The sequence below is a fragment of the Hydrogenimonas thermophila genome, from assembly GCF_900115615.1.
Classification (GTDB): domain Bacteria; phylum Campylobacterota; class Campylobacteria; order Campylobacterales; family Hydrogenimonadaceae; genus Hydrogenimonas; species Hydrogenimonas thermophila.
Genome location: NZ_FOXB01000035.1, coordinates 1 through 23,593, shown reverse-complemented (window position 1 = coordinate 23,593; position 23,593 = coordinate 1). Strand labels below are relative to the sequence as shown.

23 protein-coding genes are annotated in these 23,593 nt (G+C 34.3%); 8 read left to right on the top strand and 15 right to left on the bottom strand.

Annotated elements, in window-relative coordinates; all coding sequences use genetic code 11:
* Positions 1 to 344: 344 nt before the first annotated feature.
* The 9 genes from lpxD to BM227_RS09790 are packed head-to-tail and all read right to left on the bottom strand — an operon-like array spanning position 345 to position 10,651.
* Complete coding sequence (lpxD, locus tag BM227_RS09830) at positions 345 to 1,313, bottom strand: UDP-3-O-(3-hydroxymyristoyl)glucosamine N-acyltransferase (protein WP_092913489.1); 969 nt, start codon at positions 1,311 to 1,313, stop codon at positions 345 to 347.
* Positions 1,314 to 1,360: 47 nt separating this feature from the next.
* Positions 1,361 to 1,834, bottom strand: coding sequence for an acetolactate synthase small subunit (ilvN, locus tag BM227_RS09825; protein ID WP_218147943.1), 474 nt, complete (start codon positions 1,832 to 1,834; stop codon positions 1,361 to 1,363).
* Between the two features lie 2 nt (positions 1,835 to 1,836).
* On the bottom strand, positions 1,837 to 3,528 hold the full coding sequence (locus tag BM227_RS09820) for an acetolactate synthase large subunit (RefSeq protein ID WP_092913486.1): 1,692 nt from the start codon (positions 3,526 to 3,528) through the stop codon (positions 1,837 to 1,839).
* Between the two features lie 49 nt (positions 3,529 to 3,577).
* Complete coding sequence (locus tag BM227_RS09815; RefSeq protein ID WP_092913484.1) at positions 3,578 to 4,498, bottom strand: Ppx/GppA phosphatase family protein; 921 nt, start codon at positions 4,496 to 4,498, stop codon at positions 3,578 to 3,580.
* Between the two features lie 10 nt (positions 4,499 to 4,508).
* The gene (locus BM227_RS09810) at positions 4,509 to 6,605 is read right to left on the bottom strand and encodes a WD40 repeat domain-containing protein (protein WP_092913482.1); all 2,097 of its coding nucleotides are present in this window, start codon (positions 6,603 to 6,605) and stop codon (positions 4,509 to 4,511) included.
* A 6-nt stretch (positions 6,606 to 6,611) separates the two neighbouring features.
* Entirely contained in the window at positions 6,612 to 7,823 is a 1,212-nt protein-coding gene (gene ilvA / locus BM227_RS09805) for a threonine ammonia-lyase (RefSeq protein ID WP_092913480.1), read from the bottom strand.
* Entirely contained in the window at positions 7,820 to 8,248 is a 429-nt protein-coding gene (locus BM227_RS09800; RefSeq protein WP_092913478.1) for a CoA-binding protein, read from the bottom strand. The genes ilvA and BM227_RS09800 overlap by 4 nt, the downstream gene beginning before the upstream one ends.
* A gap of 59 nt (positions 8,249 to 8,307) precedes the next feature.
* Positions 8,308 to 10,407 carry a ferrous iron transport protein B gene (feoB, locus tag BM227_RS09795; RefSeq protein WP_092913493.1) on the bottom strand — a complete coding sequence of 700 codons (2,100 nt, stop codon included), beginning with the start codon at positions 10,405 to 10,407 and terminating at the stop codon, positions 8,308 to 8,310.
* A 4-nt stretch (positions 10,408 to 10,411) separates the two neighbouring features.
* Positions 10,412 to 10,651, bottom strand: coding sequence for a FeoA family protein (locus BM227_RS09790; RefSeq protein WP_092913476.1), 240 nt, complete (start codon positions 10,649 to 10,651; stop codon positions 10,412 to 10,414).
* Between the two features lie 151 nt (positions 10,652 to 10,802).
* Here BM227_RS09790 and BM227_RS09785 point away from each other — a divergent pair, with 151 nt between their 5' ends.
* Positions 10,803 to 11,318 (top strand): rhodanese-like domain-containing protein, encoded by a 516-nt coding sequence (locus BM227_RS09785; protein ID WP_092913474.1) that lies wholly within the window; start codon positions 10,803 to 10,805, stop codon positions 11,316 to 11,318.
* Between the two features lie 13 nt (positions 11,319 to 11,331).
* On the opposite strand, the gene trmA is transcribed toward BM227_RS09785, so the two are convergent.
* Genes trmA through BM227_RS09765 form a run of 4 tightly spaced genes read right to left on the bottom strand, consistent with a single transcriptional unit; the run spans position 11,332 to position 14,790 of the window.
* Complete coding sequence (gene trmA, locus BM227_RS09780; protein WP_092913471.1) at positions 11,332 to 12,444, bottom strand: tRNA (uridine(54)-C5)-methyltransferase TrmA; 1,113 nt, start codon at positions 12,442 to 12,444, stop codon at positions 11,332 to 11,334.
* Entirely contained in the window at positions 12,441 to 13,172 is a 732-nt protein-coding gene (fliP, locus tag BM227_RS09775; protein ID WP_092913469.1) for a flagellar type III secretion system pore protein FliP, read from the bottom strand. Before fliP ends, trmA begins: the two co-directional genes overlap by 4 nt.
* On the bottom strand, positions 13,172 to 14,017 hold the full coding sequence (locus BM227_RS09770) for a flagellar motor protein MotB (RefSeq protein ID WP_092913467.1): 846 nt from the start codon (positions 14,015 to 14,017) through the stop codon (positions 13,172 to 13,174). The genes fliP and BM227_RS09770 overlap by 1 nt, the downstream gene beginning before the upstream one ends.
* Before the next feature lie 8 nt (positions 14,018 to 14,025).
* Positions 14,026 to 14,790 carry a motility protein A gene (locus BM227_RS09765; protein ID WP_092913465.1) on the bottom strand — a complete coding sequence of 255 codons (765 nt, stop codon included), beginning with the start codon at positions 14,788 to 14,790 and terminating at the stop codon, positions 14,026 to 14,028.
* Positions 14,791 to 14,932: 142 nt separating this feature from the next.
* Between BM227_RS09765 and glmU the strand changes: the two genes are divergently transcribed.
* From glmU to truA, 7 genes are read left to right on the top strand one after another with little or no spacing between them, the layout of a single operon-like run.
* Positions 14,933 to 16,228 carry a bifunctional UDP-N-acetylglucosamine diphosphorylase/glucosamine-1-phosphate N-acetyltransferase GlmU gene (gene glmU, locus BM227_RS09760; RefSeq protein WP_092913463.1) on the top strand — a complete coding sequence of 432 codons (1,296 nt, stop codon included), beginning with the start codon at positions 14,933 to 14,935 and terminating at the stop codon, positions 16,226 to 16,228.
* 3 nt (positions 16,229 to 16,231) lie between these two features.
* Positions 16,232 to 17,500, top strand: coding sequence for a bifunctional phosphopantothenoylcysteine decarboxylase/phosphopantothenate--cysteine ligase CoaBC (coaBC, locus tag BM227_RS09755; RefSeq protein WP_092913461.1), 1,269 nt, complete (start codon positions 16,232 to 16,234; stop codon positions 17,498 to 17,500).
* Positions 17,497 to 18,261, top strand: coding sequence for a hypothetical protein (locus BM227_RS09750; RefSeq protein WP_092913459.1), 765 nt, complete (start codon positions 17,497 to 17,499; stop codon positions 18,259 to 18,261). The genes coaBC and BM227_RS09750 overlap by 4 nt, the downstream gene beginning before the upstream one ends.
* Before the next feature lie 3 nt (positions 18,262 to 18,264).
* Positions 18,265 to 18,951 carry a di-trans,poly-cis-decaprenylcistransferase gene (locus BM227_RS09745; protein ID WP_218147942.1) on the top strand — a complete coding sequence of 229 codons (687 nt, stop codon included), beginning with the start codon at positions 18,265 to 18,267 and terminating at the stop codon, positions 18,949 to 18,951.
* A complete protein-coding gene (locus tag BM227_RS09740) occupies positions 18,951 to 19,736 on the top strand; it encodes a prepilin peptidase (protein ID WP_092913457.1) in 786 nt (261 codons plus the stop codon). Before BM227_RS09745 ends, BM227_RS09740 begins: the two co-directional genes overlap by 1 nt.
* Entirely contained in the window at positions 19,729 to 20,748 is a 1,020-nt protein-coding gene (locus BM227_RS09735; RefSeq protein ID WP_092913455.1) for an LptF/LptG family permease, read from the top strand. The genes BM227_RS09740 and BM227_RS09735 overlap by 8 nt, the downstream gene beginning before the upstream one ends.
* Positions 20,749 to 20,750: 2 nt before the next feature.
* Positions 20,751 to 21,479, top strand: a complete 729-nt coding sequence (truA, locus tag BM227_RS09730) for a tRNA pseudouridine(38-40) synthase TruA (protein WP_092913453.1) — start codon at positions 20,751 to 20,753, stop codon at positions 21,477 to 21,479.
* 9 nt (positions 21,480 to 21,488) lie between these two features.
* On the opposite strand, the gene BM227_RS09725 is transcribed toward truA, so the two are convergent.
* Positions 21,489 to 22,346 (bottom strand): hypothetical protein, encoded by an 858-nt coding sequence (locus BM227_RS09725; RefSeq protein ID WP_092913451.1) that lies wholly within the window; start codon positions 22,344 to 22,346, stop codon positions 21,489 to 21,491.
* 265 nt (positions 22,347 to 22,611) lie between these two features.
* Entirely contained in the window at positions 22,612 to 23,256 is a 645-nt protein-coding gene (locus BM227_RS09720) for a L,D-transpeptidase family protein (RefSeq protein WP_177202035.1), read from the bottom strand.
* Between the last annotated feature and the right edge of the window lie 337 nt (positions 23,257 to 23,593).

Sequence of the window (23,593 nt, the reverse complement as noted above, 5' to 3'; positions counted from 1 at the left end):
TTATCTATGCAATCTATGTGCATAATACACCTTATGATCCTAAGAGAGTATTTGTTGCACAACCAACAAAATAGATAGCACTTCCTCTTGATTGTATTTGTGCCATTGACAATGAATTGTTAAAGAGCTAACACAACAACAAAAATCAAACTATATCGGCTCTATTAAACTACAAGCCGATACCTTGTTAGTGTTATTGATGAAACTTATGTTTCATCATCAAAACACTTCGCAGTTTTGAAGTGTTTTAAAAATGAAACAAAAAGGTATGTTTTTTTTTAAAATTTCAGCCGTTTAAGTTGTTTCTTATAAAACGGCTTTATTTAAAATAGGTAATCAAAATTTTACTTTACTATTGTATCACTTTTTCTAAGAAATTTTGAAAGCATGGCATTTAATTTTAACCATTTTTTATGTTCCATTAGTGGAAAGCCTGCATAAACTCTGTTCCCTGGAATAGATTTAGTTACACCACCTCGTGCAGCAATTGTTGCAAAAGGTCCTATTTCAAGATGTCCAGCTGTACCGCTTTGTCCACCCATTACAACATTGCGACCTAGTTTTGTAGAACCAGAAATTCCAACTTGACCTGTAATTAAAGAGTGTTCACCTATCTCACAATTATGTGCTATATGAACTAGATTATCAATTTTTACACCCTCTTTGATCACTGTCGATTTTAATGCCCCACGATCTATAGAGCAATTTGAGCCTATCTCAACATCATCTTCTATTACTACATTGCCAAGCTGATAAAGTTTTATATGCTTACCATCTTTAGTATGAGCAAATCCGTACCCATCACTTCCAATTACTGTTCCAGAGTGAATAATACATTTACTGCCTACTTTACACTGATGATAAATAGTAACATTAGGATAGATAACAGTATCATCTCCTATCTCTACATCATCACCTATGAAGCATCCAGGCATTATTGTAACTCTGTCACCAACTACAACATCTTTACCAAATGAAACATTGCTTCCAATATTGCAATTTTTACCAAACTTTGGCTCATTACCCTCTTTTTTCATTACTTCAGGGGCAAAAAACTTACTTGCAAATGCAAGCTTAAGGTAAGGTTCATCATCTACTAAAGCTATGCTATCTTTAGGTACTGCACTCTCATACTTTTTAGATACTAAAACAGCAGCAGCCTTTGTTTGCCCCAAATCTTTTAAATACTTTGGGTTATCTAAAAAACTAAGCTCATCTTCTTTGGCATCTCTTAATGTATTTATGCCAACAATTTCACAATCTTCTCCACTATAAGAGATGCCAATCTTTTCTACTAACTCAACTAACCTCACCCATCACTCCGTTCGAGATGTGAGATATAATTTTCCATCTGTAACCTTTAGTCACGTTCCATAGCTACAACACCGCCACGAACAACCTCTACAGGGTGAAAACGCTGTGCAGCTTCAATAAAGTGCTTAACACGCTTAGGCTCATCTGCAACCATAGTAATGATATGCTGACTACTTACATTCATAATGCCGCCATTATATGCTTCACAAAGAGCTTGAATATTTGCTAGAGATTCATTGATTGGAAACTTCATCAAAACCATCTCTTTCTCAATCATCTCTTCATGTTCAATAACTTTGAACGTAGGAATCAACTTATGAAGCTGCTTGATAATCTGTTCTATAACACGAACATTTCCCTTTGTCTCAATCGTAAGACGTGACATATCACTATCTGGAATAGGAGCAACTGTCAATGTCTCAATGTTATATCCGCGAGCAGCAAAAAGACCTGTGATGCGGGTAAGGACGCTATGTTCATTCTGGACAATTACTGAAATAACTCTTCTTTCAACTTTCATCATCAATCCTTGAATTCTAACATCATATTATATAGCGTTCCACCGCTTGGAACCATTGGAAGAACGTTTTCATTACGATCGACAATAACATCAATCATAGCAACTACACCCTTCTCCACTGCATCTTTAAGAGCCTCGTCAAACTCTTCTTTAGTCTCAACACGATACCCTACTCCACCACAAGCTTCAGCAAGACGTACAAAATCTGGTTGGAAACTCAAATCTGTTTCTGCATATCTCTTTTCATAAAAGAATGTCTGCCACTGTCTAACCATACCAAGATAGTGGTTATTTAAAATAATATTAATAACAGGCAAACGAGATTCAACAGCCGTTACAAGCTCTTGAATATTCATCAAAATCGAGCCATCACCAGTAAAGTTAATGCTTACTTTATCTGGTCTTGCTCTTTTAACACCCATAGCTGCTGGGAAACCAAATCCCATTGTTCCCAAACCTCCACTTGTAATAAACTGTCTTGGAAAACTGAATGGGTAAAATTGTGCCGTCCACATCTGATGCTGACCAACATCAGTAGAGATTACTGCCTGATCACCTAAAAGCTCTCCAACTCGCTCAATAACCCACTGTGGTTTAAGAACTTTGTCACTATCTTCATATGTTAACGGGTGTATCTCATTGTAACGCTTAAGAATTTCTCTCCAAGCTTGATATTTATCAGGGTCAACACACTCTTTAACTTTAGGAATCATTACTTCAAGTACATCTTTAAGATCACCAACAATTGGGTAATCAACATCTACAAGCTTACCAATACTACTTGGGTCAATATCTACATGAATTATTTTTGCATGTTTTGCAAATTCACTAAGCTTTCCTGTAACCCTGTCATCAAAGCGTGGTCCAAGAGCGATCATAAGATCTGCTTCACTCATAGCCATATTTGCCTGATAGCTACCATGCATTCCAACCATACCCAAAAGCATTGGATCGTCGTGAGCTAAAACGCCTCTTGCCATCAATGTTTCAACAGCTGGAATCTGTGTTGCAGAAACAAGCTCTCTAACTAAATCTGCACTACCGGAGTGAATGACACCCCCTCCAAGGTAAAATATAGGTCTTTTTGCATTGCAAATTGCTTCTGCTGCCTTTTTAATCTGTCTTACATTACCTTTGGTTGTAGGCTTGTATGTAGGAATATCTACTTCCGCAGGATACTCAAACTTTGCAATTTCAGCTGTTACATCTTTTGGAATATCAACATGAACAGGTCCTGGTCGTCCACTATTGGCAAGATAAAATGCCTCTTTTAAAATACGTGGAAGTTCCTTAGCACTTCTAACAAGATAGTTATGCTTTGTACAAGCACGACTAATTCCTGTAGCATCAATCTCCTGGAATGCATCTGTTCCAATTAAAGATATAGGAACCTGCCCACTTATAACAACAAGAGGGATTGAATCCATATAGGCTGTAGCCAAACCTGTTACTGCATTGGTAAAACCAGGGCCGCTGGTTACAAATGCAACACCAACCTTGCCAGTAGCTCTGGCATATCCTTCTGCTGCATGAACAGCAGCCTGTTCATGTCGTGTCAAAATATGTTTAAAGTCATTCTGTTTATATAATTCATCATAAACATTCATTATTGCGCCGCCAGGGTAGCCAAAAACTGTATCAACTCCCTCTAGCTTCATCGCTTCGATTACCATCTGTGCGCCGGTCATCTCCATGGCCGTATCTCCTAGATTCTAAAATTTTTCGATTATATCTTAAAATTGGTTAATGAAATATTTCATCAATGTTTAATTGCTTACACTCAGCAATTGCAACACCTTCACGCAACCCGTCATCGACAACGCAAGCTTTGTCGAATCCAAGCAAATCATAAAGGTATCGAAAGATGAGTATACCTGCAACAATCAGATCTTCGCGACCAACACCAACTAACTCTTGTCTTGACTTTTCATCTAAAGACAAGAGACGTTCCATTTGCTCCTTCAGATCCTCTTTTTGCAGAAAAACACCATTAATGCGATTTGCATCATAGGTTTTATAATTCATTCCAAGCTTCATTGCAGCAACTGTTGTAGGAGTTCCTGCTGTTGAAATGAATATTTCCGGTTTTTCTGCAACTTTGTAATACTCATCTATAAAATATTTTATACCATCCATCTCAGATGGAAGATTTTCAATTATATTATCTTTTGTTTTATATTTCTGAGCTATTGTAACTATGCCAATAGGAAAACTTTTTACATTAACTTTATTATTATTAAAAAATATCAACTCGGTAGATCCACCACCAATATCTACCAATATAAATTTTTTTGCCTTAAATTTAAGTTTTTCCAGCCTACTAACTACTGCTAATAAAGTATAATATGCCTCTTTTTTACCATCAATTATTTGAAACTCTATACCTGTAGTATTTTTTATTAAATTTATTACCTTAAGACCATTTTTAGCACGTCTTATTGCTTCAGTTGTTACAGCTTTTACCCCATGTTCAAGGTTTAAATGATTACGCATTTCACCAATAGCATTTATAATTCGTTCAACTGCTTCGTCTGAAATGCACCCTGTTTTATGCAAATTGTCAGCTGTCTTTACTATTTTTTCATATTCAGCTACTTTTTTCAAAGTATTACACTCAATCTCAATACCTCTTATTGTATTGGACCCAAGATCAATACTAACCATATAAATATCTTTAAATCAATGAATCAGGTAATGATTCTATTTTAATAGAACTATATGGAACAGCCTCTTTTTCAAAGCGTTCTTTCAATCCTATCTCTATCATTAATGCTAATATTTCATCATCTTCACCAAATATGTCTACATAGCGCATAATTGCTTTTTTTGCTTCCGGTTTTTTCTCTCTTATTAGTCGTTCAATCTGCACTATATATGCCTCTTTGAAAAATGAAACTATTCTATGGTGCTTTTGAGGATATGAATAGAATGAACTCAATATCTTTTTTAAAGCTATCACATCACCTTTTGATGCAAAAGTTTCTGCTTTCTCAACAACTTTTTGCCAAGCTTGTTCGAGTTTTTCTACAATTTTTGTTTCTAAAAGATAAGGATAAAGTTCTACCATTTTATAAACAGCAGCATAATTTTTTTCAGAAAAATATCTGAGTGTTTTCATATATGTTGTTGCTTGTTCAATCAACTCTTCAGCAATAGCCTTTTTATCAGGATATTCCATTAACTCTTTTGCATATTTTATTGTCTCGGCATACTCACCTTTTGTGAATGCTTCTTGTGCTTTAGCTAAAAGAATTTCGCTTATTTTTTCAATTTTTTTATACTCATCAAACTCTTGAATTATTGGATATTTTTTAGCAAGTTCTAAAGCATCTTTATAATCTTTTTTAGAAATCAGACGCATAAATAATCTATATACCTCTTTCTCTGCTAAAAGAGATTGAATTAGTGTTGCCTTTGATGAAATTCCTCTAAATGGTTTTAGTATCTCTTTAACTTTATCATCACTCTTAGTTTTTAATATTATCTTTTTAGCTTCACTGAATGCTCGTTGCCACTCATCTTCCATTGCATTATAATATCTATTCTCTTTTAGCATAGGTGACTGATTAACAATTGAGTATGCAACAGGATACTTCTTTGACAATACCGCCTGTTTAAATTTTTCAAACTCTTTATAATCACTAAGCAGTTTTTGAATTATTAGTCGTTTTGAAGGCTCATCTTTAAATGGCTCAAATATTTTTTTTGCTTTGTCTATTTTCCCAGACTCAAGAAACAGTAATGCTTGCTGATAAGTCTCTTCCCATTTTGCTTCAAGCTCTATAAATGCATCAGTATATCTTAAAAGAGGGTTACTCTTAATAAGTTCATGTGCATCAGAATATTTTCCATTTTCTATAAATTCACGAAGTTTATCTTCCTCTTTCAATGGAGCATGAAAAACCAGTTCACCATTGTCCAAACCAACAACCAAATGATTTCCATCAGGAATGTATGCTAACTTTCTAATTGGATTTGAATAGTAAATATACCTTTGTGAAATTAAAGAATATTCTTGCATATCATAAAGAGAGACATATCCACTCTTATCTGATGCAAACATAAACTTTCCATCAGGTGTAAAAGATAATGAAGTAACTTCATCCAACATCTTTTCAAGACGTACAATAAGTTTTTTTGAAAAATAGTCCCATACAAGTATGCCGCCACTTTTATCAGATGAAACAAGTCTGTTATCACTAATAAAATGAATATTTGTAATCGCTTGACTATGTGCTTTAAGTACTATCTCTTTACCTAGAGAGAGAACATTTGTAACTTTTATTTTTCTGTCATAACTTCCTGTAGCAATCCATCTACCATTTTGACTAAAAGCTATAGCAGTTACAAAATCAGCATGGTGTGGAAGAGAAGCAACCATTTTACCATTTGACAAGTTCCAAAGAAATGTTTTTCCATCTTGCCCTCCTGTTGCAAGATAGTTATACTTTGGACTTATACATACACTTTCAACTTCACCTTCATGTCTCTTAAAACGATAAACTAACTTTTTATTTTTGGACAAAAATACAAGAACACCATCTTTTACAGCACAAAAAGCAACAAATTTGCCATCAATAGATACGTCACATCCTTGATATAATTGCTCATTACCATTAAAAGCTGCTTTAAATCCATCCTCTATTTCAATAGGATTTGATTTAAAAAAACGTACAGCATTTGAACCATCTATAACAACAAGACCACCATTTTCCAAAGGTTTTAATGCAGTAATTCGCGATTTTAAATGTAGACGTTTCTCTATAACCATGACTAATTAATGTTCCTCTTCAAATCTGTAACCATGCGTATGCAATAGTTTTTTTATCTCCTCTTGATGAGACTTACCTTTAGTTTCAAGACCAATAGAGACATAAGCATCTCCAAACTTTAGATCCAATGAAGTACGGTCATACCCTATTTGTACAATATTTGCTTGTGCATTTTTAAGGATTTCTGTAAGCTTCATCAAACTACCAGGTTTATCAACCAGTGTAACAACCAATTTCATTTTTCTGTATGATTTCAATAAACCTTTTTCAATAATTACAGATAACATTGTAACATCAATATTACCTCCGCTTAAAAGGCTTACTACTTTTGCACCTTTTGGTAGAGAAATTTTATTGTGAATGAGTGCAGCAACACTTACAGCCCCTGCACCTTCAACTACAAGTTTTTGCTTCTCAAGCAGATATAAAATTGCATTTGCTATCTCTTCATCATCTACCAGTACAATATTATCGACAAATTTTAAAATATATTCAAGAGTAACAGGAGAAGTATCTCGTACAGCTATGCCATCAGCAATTGTTCTGACACTTGTTGTATCAATTGGCGTTTTTGCATCAAACGAAAGTTTCATAGCAGGTGCTCCAGATGCAGCTACACCAATTACCTTTGTTTCAGGTGAAATAGCTTTAACAGCCAAAGCAATTCCACTAATTAACCCACCACCACCTACAGGTACTAAAATAGCATCTGGTTTTTCACATTTATCAAATATTTCAAGAGCAATAGTGCCTTGTCCAGCAATCACCTGTTCATCAGCAAATGGATGCACAAAAAATCTATTATTTTTTTTGGCATACTCAACTGCATATGCATATGCTTCATCATAATTCATACCTGATAAAACAACTTCAGCACCGTATGACTTTACACCATCAACTTTTGTTAAAGGTGTTGTTTCAGGCATAACAATAGTTGCTGGAATACCAAAATATTCTGCAGCTAAAGCAACACCTTGAGCATGATTTCCTGCACTTGCTGCAACAACACCTTTAGCACGTTCACTATTGCTAAGAGATGCAATTTTATTAAATGCACCTCTGAGCTTAAATGAGCCTGTATTTTGCAAATTCTCTTTTTTCAGATAAACTTCATAACCAGTTGTTTTTGACAATTTGGGAGCGTAAGAAAATGGTGTTTTAGATACTACTTTCGCGACCCTTTCATGGGCCAACTCTATATCTTTTAGCGTAATCATAAAATATTTCTATGATCTACCATGGCACATCTGTTTTGTACCACTTTCATTCCAGATTTTACAGCGCTCTCAGCTGCTTCATTATTGACAATTCCTACCTGCAACCACACCACTTTTACATCTCCCCTACTCTTACAAGCTTCGACTATAGGACCTACTGCTGAAGATTTTCTAAAAACATCAACCATATCTACAGGAAAAGGTATTTCAGCTAAAGTTCTATAGACTTTTTCACCTAATATTTCATCCTCTTTAGGGTAAACAGGAACAATTTTATAACCTTCCTGTTGAAGGTATTTGGCAACACGATAACTTGCTTTTTCAGGATCTGGAGAAAGTCCAACCACTGCTATAGTTTTTACTTCTTGAAAAATCTCTTTTATCTCACTTAAATCGGTATTAACTGTTGGGAATTCACATTCCATTTACTATACCCTTTAGTAATTTTTAACTTAGTATATCAAAACACTACTTAAGTGGACCTCTAAAAGCCCATCATATCAAGTATTCTATAAACACTAAATGCCATAATCCAAGCAAGGACATTTGGATATATCAGATAAAATCCTCTCCAAGCCCACTGTGGAACCTCTGCCCAGAATGTACTCATTGCGGCAATACAAGGAGAGTAGATCATAATAATAACAATAAGTGCAATAGCAGCTTTAAATGTAACATTTTCACGCAATCTTTCTACAAGAGTGCTGCTGTTCTCATCTGCATCACCAACAGCATAAAGAGTAGCCAAAGTAGATACAACAACCTCTTTTGCAGCCAAACCTGAAATAGTTGCAACAGATATACGCCAATCAAACCCTAAAGGTTCAAAAACAGGTTCAATTATTTTACCTATCTGACCAAGGTAACTGGCTCCAAGCTTCTCAGCCACCATCTCATTTTTAAGCTGCTCTTTTTGTGATATATCTGTTGTAGCCTCAATTTTTTGAAGATATTTGGCTTCAATAGCAGGATTATTTGGATAGGCACTTAAAAACCAGATAAGCATAGAAGCTCCGGCAATAAATGTACCAGCCTTTTTTATAAAAAGTTTTGCTTTTATCCAAAGCTCCATAGAAAGTGCTTTAAGAGATGGAAAACGGTATGGGGGCATCTCCATTACAAATGGTTCAGGCTCTCCCTTAAATAGAACTACTCTTAAAATTTTAGCAAAAATAAGACCTAAAATAGCACCGCTAATATATATGATAAACAAAATATTTCCAGCTGATGATGTTGGGAAAAAAGCACCAATCAGTAAAACATAAACAGGAAGCCTTGCTGAACAGCTCATAAAGCCAAGTACCAGCATTGTAATTATTCTATCTGTCGGATTTTTAAGAGTTCTAGCTGCCATATAGGCTGGAACTGTACAGCCAAAGCCGCTAACAAGAGGAATAAAAGCTTTTCCCTGAAGACCAAACTTTTTCATAAAACCATCAAGCAAAAATGCTGTACGTGCCATATAGCCTGTCTGTTCAAGAAGATTTATTCCCATAAAAAGAATTAAAATATTAGGCAAGAACATTATAATGGAGCCTACAGCAGGAATAACCCCATCTGCTAAAGCAGACTGGATAGGACCATCAGGTACCACTTTAATGACTATATTCGATATCTCAGTAAAAAAGCTGTCAATCAACTCCATAGGAATTGATCCAATTTCAAATGTCAATTGAAAAAGAAGCCACATAAAAAATAGAAAAATAGGCAATCCAAATATAGGATGAATAAGAATTTTGTCTATTCTATCTGTTAGTGAAACTCTTTTTGGAGGTGACTGAAGTGCTTCCATTACTAATGCTTTAGATAGAGCGTATCTTTCATCACTTAAAATATCGCTTGTGCTCTCTTCATCAAACTCTAACTCTAACTCTCTGTATACTTTTCCTAAAAGTTCATGCAACTCAATGAAAATAGGAAGATCATGTATAACTTTATAAACTGCTTCATCTCTGTCTAACAAACGAATGGCTATAAAACGAGCATAGTCAGGATCTTTAAAATGGGTTGATTTATGTAAAACTTTTACAATTTTTTCTATCTGTACTTCAATCCGCTCGTCATAAAAGAGTTTATTTTTTGGTTTATCATCTTCATATGTTTTTATTATCTGATCAACTATTTCATCAACTCCACGATGCTCTTTTGCAGAAGTTAAAATAACAGGAATACCAAGAAGCTCTTCTAATTTATCTTTATCAACTCTACCACCCTGTTTCTCAACCTCATCTATCATATTTACAATCAAAATCATCTTTTTTTGCATATCCATAAGCTGCATCGTAAATATGAGGTTTCTAGAGAGTGTATTTGCATCTACAACATTTACTATTAAGTCATAATCTTCTTCAAAAAGAAATTTCTTTGCAACATGCTCTTCAGGTGTATATGCATTTAATGAATAGACTCCAGGTAAATCGACTATCTCTATCTCATAGCCATCTTTTTCTATAAAAACCTCTTTCTTTTCTACTGTAACACCAGAAAAATTACCTACATGGAGCCTTGCACCGGTAATAGAGTTAATAATAGACGATTTTCCAACATTTGGCTGTCCAGCCAAAGCTACTCTGATAGTTTTCAATTCTCTACTCTCCATTTTCAACAGGTTCAATAAAAACAGAAGCAGCTTCCTCTTCACGTAAAGCTATCTTTGTTCCGTCACTCTCAACTTCCCAAGTCTGTTTAGCTAAGGTATGATCAACTACTTTAAGTTCACTCCCTTTAGCCAGACCTAAAGAAAATAGCCGTCCTTTAACAGGTTCTTTTGCTTTTATGCGAACTATTACACCTTTGGTTCCTATGGAACATTCGGTTACTGATTTCATTCCTGCATCCTGTTTTAATTATTTTTTGCCAAATTATAGAGCAAAAGATCTATAATGTCAATTGTGTTGATAATCATTCTCATTGTAATGAGTATAACAAGAAATATGCTACAATTCAAAAATTTTATTTACCAACAAAGGATTGTTAAAAATGAGAGTAATGACTTTTGCAATTTTAGTTTTATTATTTACTGCTTTGTTTGCAGAAGATATGGAGTATCAAGAAGATATTAATGCAAAAGAGGCAATGGAGTTAATAAAAAAAGAGGGAGCAATTCTCATAGATGTACGTGATCCTGTGGAGTTTTTGTATGCTGGACATGCTGTTGGCTCTGTAAATATCCCAGTCTTTTTTGTTCGTGTAGATCTGCCACCTCTTAAGACAAGAGTAAAAGTTGCCGAAGTAGAAACTAAAAAGCAAAAAGCAATTCATGTAAAAAAGACATACCGTCCAATGATGGATGAAAACAAAAAGTTTGTTGAAGAGGTAAAAAAACTAACACATGGCAACTTGGAAAAACCTCTTATTATTTTATGCAGAAGTGGTGAAAGATCTGTTTATGCAGCAAACAAGCTAGCTAAAAATGGCTTTGAAAATGTCTACAATCTTGAAGATGGGTACGTTTTTGACTGGAAAGCCTCAGGGCTGCCATCTGGTGGAGAGTGAGATTAAATCACTCCTATCTCTTTGTTAAAACGACACCTGCCTCCATATGGTGGGTGTAAGGAAACTGATCAAAAAGTGCAGCATCTTTTACATTATGTGTCTTACATAGTGTTTCAAGGTCCCTAGCTAGAGTATTTGGATTGCAAGAGATATATATAATCGTATCAAATTTAGAGATTAGACTTTTAGTTTGCTCATCAAGTCCTGCTCTTGGCGGATCGACAAGAATAGTACCGATATCAAAGCTATCAAGATCTATATCTTTTAAACGGGTAAAGGTCCGCACTTTTTCTAAAGCCTCTGTGAACTCTTCACTGCTCATACGAATAAATGTAATATTGTTTATATTATTTAGCTTACAATTTTCCAGTGCTGCATAAATTGAACGTTTAGATATTTCAGTTGCTATAACTTTTTCAAAAAGATTAGATATTGGCAAAGTAAAATTTCCACTGCCAGCATAAAGCTCGCAAAAATCACCTTTTCCATATGATTTTGCTTGATTTACTGCCCACTCAATCATCTTCTCATTAACTTTTGTATTTGGCTGAGTAAAACTCTGCTCATAATGTAGGTAATGATAACTTTTGCCATTGATGTTAAGTGTTTCTGTTACAAACTCTTCACTCAAAACAATCTTCTGTTTCCGGCTTCGACCTATAATTTTTGCACTAAGCTCATTTTCAAGAGTTTTTGCTTTTTGCATCCATGATTCATCAAGTTTTCTATGGTAGAGCATAGTAATCAAAACATCATCAGTTGAAGATGATAAAAACTCAACTCCAAAAAGACGATTTTTCAATTCATCGCACACATTAAATAGCTCCAAAAGTTTCCACATTCGCTTTTGAATAGGCTGAGAAACCATCTTACACTCTTCAAGAGTTACGTAAGCTTTTTTATCTAAATGACGCATCGCATAAAAAACTGAATTGTCTTTGTGGTATATTTTATATTCTGCTCTTGCTCTAAAATACTCTTTTTCAGAAGTAAAAGCTTTAATATTTTCATTATAAAAAGGCTCTAAAAGCTTTTGTAAATTCTCTTTTTTCATATCAAGCTGTTCACTATATGTCATCTCATACAATGAACAACTTCCACATTCACCAAAATGTTTACATATCATTTAAAACTCTCCACAAGATTTCCAATTAAAAGATTCCAGCCATCAACAAGAACAAAAATAAGAATTTTAAACGGCAAAGAGATCATTACAGGCGGAAGCATCATCATACCCATACTCATAAGCACAGAGCTTACAACCATATCTATAACCAAAAATGGCAAAAAAATTAAAAAGCCTATCTCAAAAGCAGTTTTGAGCTCACTAATCATAAAAGCAGGTAGTAATATTGGCAAAGTTACATCTGCTTCTGTTTTTGGATTGGGCAAATGTCTGATTCTGTAGAATAGTGCCAAATCTGACTCTCTAGTATTTCTTAGCATAAATTTTTTAAAAGGTTCAATTGCTCTATCAAATGCTACTTCATACCCTATCTTTTTATCCATATATGGCTTTATACCATCTTCATAAGCTTTTTTACCAACAGGCTCCATGATGAAAAGTGTTATAACAAGAGAAAGAGTTACAAGAAGTTGAGTAGGTGGTGATTGCTGTGTTCCCATTGCCTGACGCAAAAATGCAAAGACAATAATCAAACGTACAAAACTTGTCATTACCAAAATAAGTGATGGAGCAAGTGCCAACAGAGTTAAAACAATAACAATGTTTAGAGTAGTAACTAGATCTTTCGGCTCTGTTGGTGCACTTAATGACAGATTTACAGTTGGTATTTCAACTGCAGCATAAAGCGGAAAGGTTAGCAGTAAAAATAGTATTAGTAACTTACGCATCAATTTCCTGCAGATACCGGACCAAGATTAGTGTCCAATATACTTTTTCTGGCTTTACTTTCAGTTTCAGGTTCATTTGAAAAGAAATAGAGGTCAACTCTTCTGTTTTTAGCACGACCTTCAGGTGTTGCATTTGTAGCAATAGGTTTAAACTCTGCATTGCCACAAGCTGACAAACGTTTAGGAGTTACATCATCTTTAATTAACTCTTTTACAACTGAAACTGCTCTTGCTGCTGAAAGCTCCCAATTATCACGATAAGGACTACTAGGTCCCGGAGGAACATTGTCAGTATGACCACGCACATTAACTTGCAATGTATTTGGAAGCTTATTTATGATCATTGCTATACGTTTTAAAAATAAAATAGCATCCATACTCTCTATTTTTGCTTGACCAGGTTTAAAAAGAAGTTCTGCCGGCAAACGAAGAAGAAAGCCTTTTTCAGACTCTTCTAAAGTTACAGGAGTTGCTCCCTGACTCATAATTAGCTCATTTATCTCATTTTTAAGAGATACTAACTGCATCATCATTTGGCTTACCTGTTCAGCCATTTGTGCTTGCATAGCACTGGAAGTTTGAATTTGCGTAGGATCTTTTGATGCAGCACCACCACCTGTTCCCTCTTCTAACCTACGATCATCAGACTCTGAACGCATACCACCTTCAAGAACGCTTAATGCCCCGGCAAGAGAGCCAATAGCCTCTTCTAACTTTTTTGCATCCATTGTCGACATTGATAAAAGCAACACAAAGAAACAGAGCAAAAGGCTCATTAAGTCTCCAAATGCAGCCAGCCACTCTGGCATACATTCAGGACACTCAGGACACTTCTTTTTACCCATTTAAAATCCTACTCAAACTGACTTATACGTTCATTAGGAGGTAAAAATGCTAATAGTTTTGATTCAAGAGTACGTGGATTATCTCCTGCTTGTATAGACATAATACCTTCTAAAATTATTGTTCTTACCAAGTACTCATCAGCATCTCTAATGTTAAGAATATTGGCAATAGGAGAACCAAAAATATTACCAATCATTGCACCATACATTGTTGTAAGCAATGCAACTGCCATTGAAGGTCCAATAGCACTTGGATCTGACATGTTTAAAAGCATTGCAACAAGACCAATTAGTGTTCCAATCATACCCATTGCACCTGCAAGACCTGCCCACTGACTGAAAATTGCAGCATTTCCTTTATGTCGTTCGCTTGTCTGCTCCATCTCTATTTCAAGCATTTCACGGATAGTATCTGGTTCATTTCCGTCAACTGCCATTGAAAGCCCTTTTTTTAAAAACTCATTTGTTTCATTATTTGCAGCAGCTTCCAATGAAAGAATTCCATCTCTACGTGCTTGAGTGGAGTATTCAACCAATTTTTTAATAAGTTCAGGAACATCTTCTTGTGGAGGTTTAATGGCAATCATAAAAATTTTGACGAAATTTTTCATCTGCTCCATTTTAAAGGCAACCAGCAGGGCTCCAATAGAACCACCGATAACGATAAGAACAGATGGAATATCGATATAAGGCCCGATCCCAACACCCATTGCCATAGCACCAAACAAAAGGCCAAGAATCAATACCAAACCGATGACACTGCCTAAATCCATCGACACTCCTGAATATTTATTTTCGTCACAACATTGGCTAAACGAGGATATTAGAGAGAATCTCTCTTATACTAAGATTTGGCACATTTTAATCTTTATTGCGTTAAAATCACCTAAAATTTATAGTAAACAGGATTGCTCTATGTCACTTTCTGTCATCATATTGGCAGCAGGCCAAGGTACACGGATGAAATCAAATACTCCTAAAGTTCTTCATCCTATAAGTGGTTTGCCTATGATTCATTACAGCATTAAAGCTGCTCAAAACCTAAGTGATGATATTACTGTAGTTTTATACCATCAAGCTGATCTAATTCAAAAGTCAATTAATGAATCATTTAACAATATAAAGTTTAAAATTCAAGACCATAAAAACTTTCCGGGTACTGGTGGAGCCGTTATGAATATTGATGTAAAGCATGAGCGTGTATTGGTTCTTAACGGTGATATGCCTCTTGTAACTGATGAAGCATTACAACCTCTTGTCTCTTGCGAAGCAGATATTGTAATGAGCGTTATTGAACTTGAAAACCCATTTGGTTATGGTCGTGTAATAGTTGAAAATGGTGAAGTACAAGCAATTGTTGAAGAGAAAGATTGTACCGATGATCAAAAAAAGATCAAAACAGTCAATGCAGGCATCTATGTGTTCAAGCAAGATGTACTAAACAGATATTTGCCTAAACTTTCCAATGACAATGCACAAAGTGAATACTATCTTACCGATATAATAAAAATGGCAAAAGATGACAAACTTCAAATTAAGCCTGTATGGGTTGAAGAAGATGCGTTCAAAGGAGTTAACTCACGCTTTGATCTTTCAGAAGCTGAAGAATTAATGCAAAAAAGAATTCGAAAAAAGTGGATGCAAGCAGGTGTTACTATGCATCTACCTTCAACAATCTACATAGATAGCCGTGTAAAATTTAGTGGAGAGTGCATACTTGAGAATGGTGTAACAATTCATGGAGAGAGTGTTATAGAAACTAGCCATATAAAATCACATACAGTTATAGAAGATGCTGAAATTAAAAACTCCAGTTGTGGTCCTATGGCAAGAATAAGACCTGGCTCTACTCTTATAGATACTCATATAGGCAATTTCGTAGAAGTTAAAAAGTCTCATCTCAAAGGTGTCAAAGCTGGACATTTAAGCTACTTGGGTGATGCACAAATAGATGAAGGAACCAATATTGGAGCAGGAACTATTACCTGTAATTATGATGGTATTAAAAAATATAAAACTAAAATTGGAAAAAATGTATTTGTAGGAAGTGATACTCAATTGGTAGCACCGGTTACAATTGAAGATAATGTAATTATTGCGGCAGGTACAACTGTAACCAAAAATGTAAAAGAGGGTTCTTTGGCTATATCAAGAACTCCACAAAAAAGTATAAGAGATTTTTTCTATAAATTTTTTAAGAGAGAAGAATAAAGCATGGTAAGTCAACTTAAAATGGATGGAAAAAATATCCTTATTGGTGTAAGCGGAAGCATCGCAGCTTATAAAGCTTGTGAATTAGTTCGACTATTTATTAATGCTGGGGCAAATGTACGTATCGTTATGACAGAAGCAGCCAAACGCTTTGTAACTCCTCTTACATTTGAAGCTTTAAGCGGGAATGCTGTTTTAGAAGAGAAAAATGAATCTTGGTGCAGCGATCTTAACCATATTGGTATTGGAGAATGGGCAGATATCTTTATAATCGCTCCTGCTAGTGCAAATACAATAAATAAATTAGCAAATGGTATAGCAGACAATTTGCTACTGCAAACAGCACTTGCTTTTGATAAAACTATTCTTTTATGCCCGGCTGCAAATACTAAAATGATAGAAAACCCAACAACTGTAGCAAATATTAAACGATTAAAACTTCATCGCCTAGAAGTTGTTGAGCCTCAAGTTGGTAAACTTGCCTGTAATACTGTAGGAAATGGTGCTATGGCTGATCCAAAAGTCATCTTTGCAACCTCTTCTAAATATCTATTTGCAGATGATTTTTGGACAAATAGACGTGTAGTTGTAACAGGTGGAGGAACAATTGAAAAAATTGATGATGTTAGATATTTAACTAACTTTTCTAGTGGTAAAATGGCTGAATCTCTTGTTACAGCACTCTATGCAAAGGGAGCAGATGTATGCTACATAACAACTCGTGAGCCACAAGATATTCCTCCTGTACATGTCATAAAAGTTGAGAGTACAGATGAGATGCTTCAATATACAATAGATGCTCTTCGTATTGCAAAAAAAGGTATTCTTTCTAAACCATCATTTCATAATGATATCTCTCAACCACAGCTTATACAAAAAACTCCTTGGCTCTTTATGGCTGCCGCTGTTAGTGACTATCGCCCTGCTTTCCCTCAACAAGGAAAACTTAAAAAAAGTATCTTAGATGACAAATGGATACTCGAAATGGTTAAAAACCCAGATATCTTAAAAACTATAAACAAAGATGGTATTAAAACAGTTGCATTTAAAGCTGAAATGGATAAGGCTAATGCTTTAAAAAACGCTACTACTCTTTTAGAAGAAAAAGGTGTAGACGCTGTAGCTTTAAATATACTTGAAAACAGTAAGAGTTTCGGTACAGATACAAACAGTGTTACACTCATTAGAAAAGATAAAGAAAATATCGATATTCCACGTAATGACAAGTTAAATATAGCTTTTTCTATTTTGGAGAATTTAAAAGAACAATGATATATGGACTAAATCCCATCAATGCTACTAAAGCACTACTTAGTAAACTATCTGCAATAGAGGTGAATGCACTACTTCAAGTAGGAATAAAAGTATTAAAAAAAGAGGGTAAAAACTCTTTTCTAATTCAACTGGGAAGACATAAATTTACAACTAAAAGCAATACACCTCTTGAGAATGGCAGAGAGTATTGGATTCAAATGTCTCAAACTAAAGAGGGCATAATACAACTAAAACATTTACATCCTAAACCGCTACTTTTGCAAAAATTTTTACCATTAGAATATAACCATGATTTTTTTAAATCTATTTCAGAAAAAAGTAAATCTATAGAAAATATTAAAAATCAAATAATGCAAACAATGGCTGCAACTAACAATAAAGATGAGTTTGCAACTTTAACCCAAATGCTTCTTTCACTTCATAATGGAGTTTTTACTATACCTATAATTGAAAATGGGAAAAAGATGCTTCTACAAATGCGAAAAGGCAAACAAAAAAATAGAGAATTCAATAAAGATAGTATAGAGTTTTATGCAGCAATGAATAATTTAGGTCCAATAGAAGGAGAAATCACCTTGTTAAATGGATCAAAGCATTTAAAACTAAAACTTTTTTACCCTCGAAGTATTGGACTTTTAAAAAAATATAGCAACAGACTTGAAGGATTTTCTTCTATAAACATTATACAGGCAGACACACCTGTTTTACCTTTCTGGGATGGTGTAAATCTTGTCTCTCTTCTAGATATAAAAGGATAATGAGTGCAAAAGAATATAGCAAGACATATCGCAATTATTATGGATGGTAATGGACGATGGGCAACAGAAAGAGGATTGAAGCGAGTTAAAGGGCATGAAAAAGGTGCTGATGTTGTCCGAACAATTACAACTTATGCATCCAACCATCCTGAAATTGAGGTTTTAACCCTCTATGCATTCAGTACAGAAAACTGGAAACGTCCAAAAATGGAAGTAGAGTTTTTAATGAAACTTTTAAGCAACTACTTGAAAAAAGAGGCTCCTACATATATAAAAAATGAGGTACGGTTTGAAACAATAGGTGATCTTTCAAAATTTTCTTCTGGTTTGCAAAAGCAAATTAGTGAACTAAAAGAGATGACTAAGCACTTTAAGAAACTTACACAAGTTCTTGCTTTAAACTATGGCTCACAAGATGAGATAGCTCGAGCTGCAGAGAAATTAAGAGGAGAAAATAAGCAGATAACTCCACAACTGCTTGAAGAGAATATTGAAAGCTCAAAGTTTGGACCTGTAGATCTGCTAATTCGAACAGGTGGAGAACAAAGACTTTCAAACTTTCTGCTTTGGCAATCTGCATACGCAGAACTTTTCTTTACACAAACATTTTGGCCAGATTTTACTCCAGATGATTTGGAGACTATTATCGAAAATTACAAACTTCGTGAACGCCGATTTGGGGGCATATAATGTTTTATCTATTTGCATTTTTAATTGGGCTTGCTATTGGCTCATTTCTAAATGTCCTCATAGTAAGAATTCCCAAAAATGAAAATATTGTATTTCCTGCTTCACACTGTCCTGTATGTAACCATACGCTTAAACCTTGGCATAACATACCTCTTCTCTCTTGGCTTCTTCTTAAAGGAAAGTGCGCTTTTTGTAAAACTCCTATAAGTAAAATGTACCCAATGGTTGAGCTTATAACAGCAGCTATATTTCTTTTTATAAGTTTCAAAGAGGGAATTAGCGTTAACTGGTTTATTATCAGTCTAATATTTTCTTTACTGTTTGCACTCTCTATTATAGATTTTAAATACTTTGCAGTACCAGATTCATTAAATTTTACAGCACTTGCACTGGCTTTGCTACTGCCTCTATTTAACTTTGCAGAAGATTACTTGACACAAGATTTGAAAAACTTTACATATTACCAAAGTGAGTTGATTACAAATTTTAAAGATGCTGCCATTATGGCACTGTCACTCTTTCTACTGGGGTTGGTTGTAAAAAAGATTATTAAAAAAGATGCTCTTGGAGAAGCAGATATAATAATAGCTGCTACAATGGGTTCTTTACTTGGTTTTCCTTCAGTACTTATAGCCATATATACAGCTGCTTTGCTTGCTATTATTCCAGCTCTTTTTGCTCGTAATCACATGGTTCCATTTGTACCATTTTTAGCACTTGGAACATTAATAGTCTACTTTTTTAATGATACTCTTTTAAAATGGTGGAATCTGCTTTATGCGTAAAATATCAAGCTATCTGCTATACTCATTTTCTGGCTATTTTTTCTCCATATTTATGCCAATTATAGCTATTGGCTCACTAATACTCTTTGTACGTATAGCCAAACTGACTGAAGTAACACACATGGATGCATCTGAAATGCTTCTCATGTATGGTTACTCACTTCCTATGATGCTTTTTTATACCTTACCAATAACATTTTTTACTGCTCTAATTCTTACACTAAATAAACTATCTAACGATTACGAGTCAGTTGTTCTATTTTCATTTGGAATATCACCTATTCGTATGTTAGCCACATTTATACCACCAGTTTTGCTGCTTAGTATAACACTATCAGTTCTTTCTCTTGTTTTGATACCTATAACAAAGCAGTTAACTAAATCATTCATCCACTACAAAAGCGTTAATGCGGTTGTAAATATTGAAGCAAGTAAATTTGGTCAAAAGTTTGGTGACTGGATGGTTTTTTTAGAATCAAGAGATAAAGATGGAGTATTGAACAATATTGTACTTTATAATGCTTCAAACCCTAAAGAGGAGCAGTTTCTAATTGCAAAAAAGGGCAATTTTTTCAATGAAAATGGCACTCCTGGTCTAATATTGAAAAATGGACAAGCATATCGTATAGGCGAGAGTAAAATTGATCAAATCAACTACAATACGATGAAAATGTACCACGATGTAAGATTAGAACCCTTTTCTTATCAAAATATTCCAGAGTATTGGCTTTTTGCTCTAAAAAATTCAAAACGGATGAAAGATTTGATAATATCCATAGCCATAAGCCTCTTTCCATTAGTAACACTTTTTTGGGCTTTTGCATTTGGTATTTTGCATCCAAGATATGATAAAAATTACGGATATATCATAATTTTAGCAGTGACAGCCACTTACTACGGAGTTGTTTCAAGTCTTGCAAAAGCTACTCCTATAGGAACATTGGTATTTGCTTTGCTCTTTACAAGTTTAGGAGCTTTACTTTTTTATAAAAAAGTTCAAACAAGGTTTTAAAGTTGCGTGTAAAAGCAGTTATCTCTTATGATGGAGCAGCATTTTATGGATTTCAAGCCCAATCTACAACGCCTAAAACAGTTTCAGGTGCTTTAACTAGAGCTGCTGAAAAACTTGGAATTGACTCTGCTATTGTTGGCAGTGGAAGAACAGACCGTGCTGTACATGCTACAGGACAGGTAATACACTTCGACCTTCCATCTCACTGGCAAAACAGTCTTGAAAAACTAAAAACCGTATATAACCGACTTTTGTCTCCACATATTCAAATAAAAACAATTACACCGGTAAGAGATACATTTCATGCAAGGTTTGATGCTAAACGACGTATCTACCGCTATGTATTCAAATCAACTCCTCCTACACCATTTGAAAACCTTTATGCCTGCCACTTACACCACAGTGACCCTGAAAAACTTAAAGAGGCACTTAAACTCTTTGAAGGAACACATGACTTTTGCTATTTTCACAAAAAAGGGAGTGATCCTGGCTCAACGGTTCGTACAATTTTTCGGACAGATGTAAAAAATTTCAGACGTTACATAATGCTATATATTGAAGCTAACGGCTTTTTAAGATCGCAGGTAAGAATGATTGTAGCAGCTTGTATGAATTATATGCACAATAACATTACACTACAACAAATAGATGAGCAACTTGCAGGAAAAACTATGCATACCACTCATCTGGCACCACCTCAAGGATTATATTTGGCCCGTGTTATCTACTAACCTGAGTTATTAATTTAGCTTATAAGAAAACTTATCATATATTGCTAAAGATATAATCATTAAAGCAATACCTGCTATAAGATAAAAAGCATGGATCATCATAGTAAAATCTTGCAAAGATATTTTAAATACACTCATCATTGCTTCAATAGAGAGAGCTATGATAATTGAAATAAGAAATTTCTTAAACATTCTATTTTCATTTTTTGCACTAGAAGTATAACTCTTAAAAACAACCTCTTGCTCGATAACAGTTTTAGCTAAATCAAATACAGCAAGACCAAGTGTTATTGCAATTATAGGTTTAAAAATTGATTCTAAAGTATAATTGCTCTCTAAAATAATTTGATTTATAAAAGATATCAAAGCATACCCTACAAGTAACAGAGCAAATAGACCAAGAGCTGTACTTGAAATCAGATAAACAGTTTTTGTAATTTTTGAAAACTGGTAATGAATATCAAGAAGTCCAAGTCTTCCCATTAACTTTCCAAGTTCAAAATCCATAAATATATAGTTTTCTCCCTCCTGTTTAGCTACTGTAATACATATGCTTCCTGTAGCTGAACTTATGTAGGGAGAGGAGATTTTAATAGTTTCATCAAGCTTTCGCATTCTATCCATTAAATAAGCTCTACTTCTGCCTTTTGACTTGGAAATAGATCTATTTTGATAAATATTATCTGATATCTGAATAAAATCTTTGTTTACAATATAAATAAGTTCCAAAGATGGAAATACATTAAATAACTTTTTATAATTGCTCTCTTCAAATCTAGACAAAGGTGAATTTGCTACAAATGATTGAATAATGAAAGAATCAATTTTTTCTTTATGCTGCTCATATGCAGAAATGATATCATACATTTTTTACTCCTAAAATTTATGATATTTATTTTACAACATAATATTTATATAAGCTGATTAATTTTTAATCATTTATAAAGCTATAAAATATACAATAAACTATTATATTTTTGTAATTATCTAACCAATAGAAACACCAACTAATTTTTGGGACTGAAGTCCCATCCCCAAGATGGGGTCGAGACTTTAGTCTCGCAATTAATGGTATCTGTTTTAAAAAAGTACTTAATTATATGAGAGTATAATGAAAATATCTATTATCAATTCAGTCCATAATAAGTATTAATGGTTCTTTTTTCGGATCGAGCCATTTAACCAATTTAAAAATGTGATCACGATCCATCGCTACGCAACCTGCCGTAGGTTTATTGCCATTTGCTATATGTAAAAAGATGCAAGACCCAAGGTTAGGTTGATTAGATCTATTATAGCCAACTGTAACTACAACCTCATAAAGATCATCATCTCGCCTCATCCACTCAAAACTCTTAAAATCTTTTTTGACATTTTCTGCCTCTACAATGCGATTGTAGTATCTTGAATTGCTGTCATCTACACAGATGGTATCTTTAGTAGAGATGAAAAAAGGCATAGATGTTTCTATATCTTTATACCCGTAAACATCTATAAGCTCAAAATAACCGGATGGAGTCTTTCCATCACCCTCTTTTCTTTTATGTACGCCGTTTCTTCCTACATTAACTACCCAGCTATCGCCAACTTTTTGCCATACTCCATCAACTTTTTCAAAACGAACAAGTTTTCCATGGTGACCTTTTACATCAAAGACCTTTACCAACTGTTTTGTCTCAGCAGAGAGTGATTTAAAATCATCATTTCCAAAACTAAAAACTGCTAAAATAGAGCATATAAGGAGTTGTAGTGCAAGAAAGTTACGGAATATATTCACTTTTACCACCTCGTATAATACATTTATAGAAATAATTTAGAGATTTTCATCCAAAAAGGATTGAAAAATTAACTCTAAATTATTACTATCAAGAATGAAGAAATTAGACTTCAGATCTTTAACTTAATCACAGTCTAACCAAAGAGCTAAAAAGTCTTTTTATACCCCCTGTGACTTCTTTAAGCTTAGTTTGCTTAAGGAGATCACTTAATTTAGCTTGACTGTCTCTTTGGTGATAATCACTGATTAAAAGTTGCAATGATGCTTTTGCATCAATTGCTCATTGATTACGAGGCTGTGATGCCCTTTGGGCAACCAAAGAGAGATACGAGAGGAG